The sequence below is a fragment of the Nostoc sp. KVJ20 genome, assembly GCF_001712795.1.
GTDB lineage: Bacteria > Cyanobacteriota > Cyanobacteriia > Cyanobacteriales > Nostocaceae > Nostoc.
On the sequence record NZ_KV757600.1, the window covers coordinates 17,281 to 21,198 of the forward strand.

Here is a 3,918-nt window from a genome sequence, read left to right on the forward strand (position 1 = left end):
CTTGTGTGTACACCGTAGCCATCCACAGGGGAAGGGGGAATGGGGAAGAGTCACCAATGCCCAATGCCCAATGCCCCATGCCCCATGCCCAATACCCAATACCCAATACCCAATACCCAATGCCCAATGCCCAGCAGATATTAATTTGACACATTCTGACACAAATCGCTAAGATAAGCATAGTCATAACGATTCCGTTTTTTAAGAGCTAGTTAATACTTTGTAGGTTAATTATGGTGAGAATTATTGGTATTGGCGGTAGTTTAAGATCCAACTCTTATACCCAGCTTGCTTTACAAGTAGCAATGCAAAGGGTGGAAGCCTTGGGTGCAGAGGTAGAAATTCTCGATTTACGGCAGTTGCAGCTACCATTTTGCACTGGCGCTAAGGAGTATCCAGAGTACCCAGATGTTTTGCGGTTGCAAAATACTGTTAGTCAGGCTGATGGATTAATTTTAGCGACACCTGAGTATCATGGTGGCGTTAGTGGTGTCCTCAAAAATGCTCTAGATTTGATGAGCTTTGATCAACTGTCAGATAAAGTGGCAGGATTTATTAGTGTCTTAGGTGGACAGTCTAATAGTAATGCTCTGAACGAACTACGGTTAATTACCAGATGGGTGCATTGTTGGGCAATTCCTGAACAAATTGCGATCGGACAAGCTTGGAGTGCGTTCAGTCCTGAAGGCAAGCTACTAGATGAGAAGCTATCTCAAAGATTTGATCAATTTGCTCAGAGTTTAGTTGATAATACTCGCAAGCTGCGAGGTGTAAATTAGTTATATGGTGGGCAAAGTTTTGTCCACCCTATATTTCAATACGCTTGGGTTAACGCCAAAAACCTTAAAATGTGTGGGTTGGCGTTTAGTTTTACGTAAATCCTATGTTAATCAGGAAAAATTACGAAATAGCTGTAATATCCGCTGTCGCACTCTTTCTATAATTACTCCTTCTTCAGCAGATAGCCCATCAAATAACATCTCATATATCAATGGTACGCCTAACTCTAACTCTTCTAAAAGTGTACGCTGACTAAATACATCTTGTGGTTTACCTTCTAGCATCAACTGCCCTTTATCCATGACAAAAACCCAATCTGCCCAACGATAAACTAAATCCAAATCATGGGTTGCCATCAACAAAGTGGTTCCATCTCGATGAATCCTTTTCAAAGTCGCTATCAAGTTACGAGTATGTTTTACATCTAAATATGCAGTTGGCTCATCCAACACCAAGAGTTCCGGGTGTAATACCATGACATCTGCTATAGAAACTCGCTTTTTTTGTCCTAAACTCAGATGATGTACTGGTCTTTCTGCTAAAGCAGTCAGTTCAAATTCCACTAATGCTTGCTCTACTCGGTCTTTAATTTCTGGCTCTGGTAAACCCAAATTACACAAACCGTAAGATATATCTTCTTCAACAGTAGAAGCTACTAATTGTTGTTCTGGATCTTGAAATACTAGTCCAACTTTCTGCCGTAAGTTACTAAGATCATTGCGATTATAACTTAACGGTTCACTACGCCAACGTACAATACCAGAATCAGGTTTATATAGACCGTTGGCTAATAAAAATAGTGTCGTTTTACCACAACCATTCTGCCCAATTAACGCACACCTTTTCCCAGATGGAATCTTCAATGTTAGACCATTCAAAGCTGATTCTTGTGCGCCTGGATAGGTATAATATACCTGCTCAAATTCAAGTAAATATTCCTGCATTTCGCCAAAATTCTAATCCTATTAATCCTACACAGCCGCAAATTGCTTCGATGATATATCGCGCTTGGGGATGATAGCGGCGGGGATGCCAAACTCGAAATTCACTCACAAAACCCCGTGATTGCAATCCCAGAGAAAACTGACTATATCGTTGTAAGGTTCGCTGTAATAATTGTCCGATTAGTAGTGCTAAACTTTTCATTCCACTACGCCAAGTACGGTAACCACCACGGGAGTTTTGTGCTGTCCATAATTCATCGGCTGTGTTCAGTAGGATGAAAATAAACCGATACATTAGTAATAACAAATCGGTTAAAAGCACTGGAAATCGTAAGTAACGCAGAGTTTGTAATATCTCCGTGAAAGGGACGGTTAACATGAGAAAATATAAGCAAGAAACAGAGGCTAATGCTCTGGTTAAAATTCCTAATGCTTGGATACTGCCATGATGACTGATATAAATATAGAAGTGTCCGAGAGTTAATCCATACCACGAATCTAATTGTACGTTTGGCAAATCATTAATCGTAACTCCATTCACCATAAGTGCTGGCAAACTTGTCAAACAAAAAACTATGGTAAATGTTAACAATTTAAAATAAACACCAGCGGGAATTCTTGCATAAATAACTGTCCAAATACCCATCCAAAGTGCCATCAATATTTGCACTAGCGGATGGCTAGCCAGGGAAATAGCAAGAGTAGTAAATGCAAAAATTAGTTTATGCTCTGGTGGCAATCTTCGCAATCGATTGGTATAAGCTAAAGTGTCTAGTTGTAGGCTCATTCTTTAGGTTTTTGTTGTTGGGAACGTCCTTTATACAATCCAATTGCATAACCAACTACTCCCGCACCCAAAGCCGCTTGCGAAGCAAATAATAAGCTTTCTATTTCACCACTAGCTGGTTCAAAAAATGATTTAAACCAGGGTTTATATTCGGGTTGTATTTCATTAATAGCCTCTTCTGCTTTGCCATCAGCACCGGCAAACTCCCCACCTCGCACAAATATTAACGGTGCAACTGCTAAAGCTATAACTCCTAATACCAACAACCAGTTGCTCAACCCTTTTTTAGATTGACTCATTGCCACTTCCTCGCTTGATTAATTTCAACAATTCTAATTCTTGAGGATTATAAGATTGCAGCCAGTTCCACACCAACACAGTTAGTAATCCTTCACTAATTGCTAAGGGAACTTGAGTAATGGCAAAAATTCCGGCGAACTTGGTAAATGAAGCGATAAACCCACCAACAGGTGCGGGGAAAGCTAGGGCGAGTTGGATGGAAGTGATAATATAGGTGAGTAAATCTGCGATCGCAGCTGCTAAAAATATGGCGATTTGTTGTTTACCACCTAACTTTATTGTCAGATTATATATCCAGTAAGCTACGAAAGGGCCAGCGATCGCCATCGAAAAAGCATTTGCCCCCAGCGTCGTTAAGCCGCCATGTGCTAGTAACAAAGCTTGAAACAACAATACTAAGCTACCCAAAACCGACATAGTAAGGGGGCCAAACAGCACCGCACCTAACCCTGTCCCTGTTGGGTGAGAACAGCTACCTGTGACAGAAGGGATTTTCAAAGCTGACAGCACAAAAGTAAAAGCACCAGCCAAGCCTAAGAGTAGTTTCAGTTCCGGGTTAGCTTGGGTAATGCGAGTCAGACTACGCAATCCTAATAGAAAAAATGGTAATGCCACAACCCACCAAAAAATTGCCCACTGCACTGGCAAAAAACCTTCCATAATGTGCATGGCGTAAGCGGGTTTGGGTAAACCAACTACTAGATAAAAACTGATAACTCCCATCAGGGTTAGACTGACTAACGCCTGTTTTTTACTTTTCATAATCTGTACCTCGCAGATTTATGTAAACGAACTGATTCTAACCGGCGGGCATCCTGACTCACCTAATTTTGGTTCACAGTTGCGGGACAGCGCCGGATTTACACCGGACTTTCCCCCTTGCGTCCGATGGCTGCTTCCCATCAGAACCGATTTGAGTAACTATATCACCATTACCAATTTTGAGCAGCTATTTTTCACCAGGTATTCACAAAGCGTAGTTTATCGAACAGAATTCAGGAGTCAGAATTCAGTTGGGTATTCTGTATGACTGGGGGATAGCGTAGCGTATACCCTTCGGGATGCTTCGCTTAGAGCGAGTATTTTCGTTATCTCGTTCCTATGCTC

General features: G+C 41.3%; 5 protein-coding genes and 1 riboswitch. Of the genes, 1 reads left to right on the plus strand and 4 read right to left on the minus strand.

Annotated elements, in window-relative coordinates; translation table 11 throughout:
- Nucleotides 1-233: 233 nt before the first annotated feature.
- On the plus strand, nt 234-779 hold the full coding sequence (locus A4S05_RS11645; RefSeq protein ID WP_069069990.1) for an NADPH-dependent FMN reductase: 546 nt from the start codon (nt 234-236) through the stop codon (nt 777-779).
- A 111-nt stretch (nt 780-890) separates the two neighbouring features.
- Here the strand turns inward: A4S05_RS11645 and A4S05_RS11650 are convergent, their stop codons facing one another.
- The 4 genes from A4S05_RS11650 to A4S05_RS11665 are packed head-to-tail and all read right to left on the minus strand — an operon-like array spanning nt 891 to nt 3,573.
- Nucleotides 891-1,724, minus strand: a complete 834-nt coding sequence (locus tag A4S05_RS11650) for an energy-coupling factor ABC transporter ATP-binding protein (protein WP_069069991.1) — start codon at nt 1,722-1,724, stop codon at nt 891-893.
- Nucleotides 1,705-2,511 carry a cobalt ECF transporter T component CbiQ gene (cbiQ, locus tag A4S05_RS11655; protein WP_069069992.1) on the minus strand — a complete coding sequence of 269 codons (807 nt, stop codon included), beginning with the start codon at nt 2,509-2,511 and terminating at the stop codon, nt 1,705-1,707. Before cbiQ ends, A4S05_RS11650 begins: the two co-directional genes overlap by 20 nt.
- Nucleotides 2,508-2,810: an energy-coupling factor ABC transporter substrate-binding protein gene (locus tag A4S05_RS11660; RefSeq protein ID WP_069069993.1), complete on the minus strand. Its 303-nt coding sequence runs from the start codon at nt 2,808-2,810 to the stop codon at nt 2,508-2,510. The genes cbiQ and A4S05_RS11660 overlap by 4 nt, the downstream gene beginning before the upstream one ends.
- Complete coding sequence (locus A4S05_RS11665) at nt 2,797-3,573, minus strand: energy-coupling factor ABC transporter permease (RefSeq protein ID WP_069069994.1); 777 nt, start codon at nt 3,571-3,573, stop codon at nt 2,797-2,799. Before A4S05_RS11665 ends, A4S05_RS11660 begins: the two co-directional genes overlap by 14 nt.
- Nucleotides 3,574-3,598: 25 nt before the next feature.
- Nucleotides 3,599-3,739: riboswitch (cobalamin riboswitch) on the minus strand.
- Between the last annotated feature and the right edge of the window lie 179 nt (nt 3,740-3,918).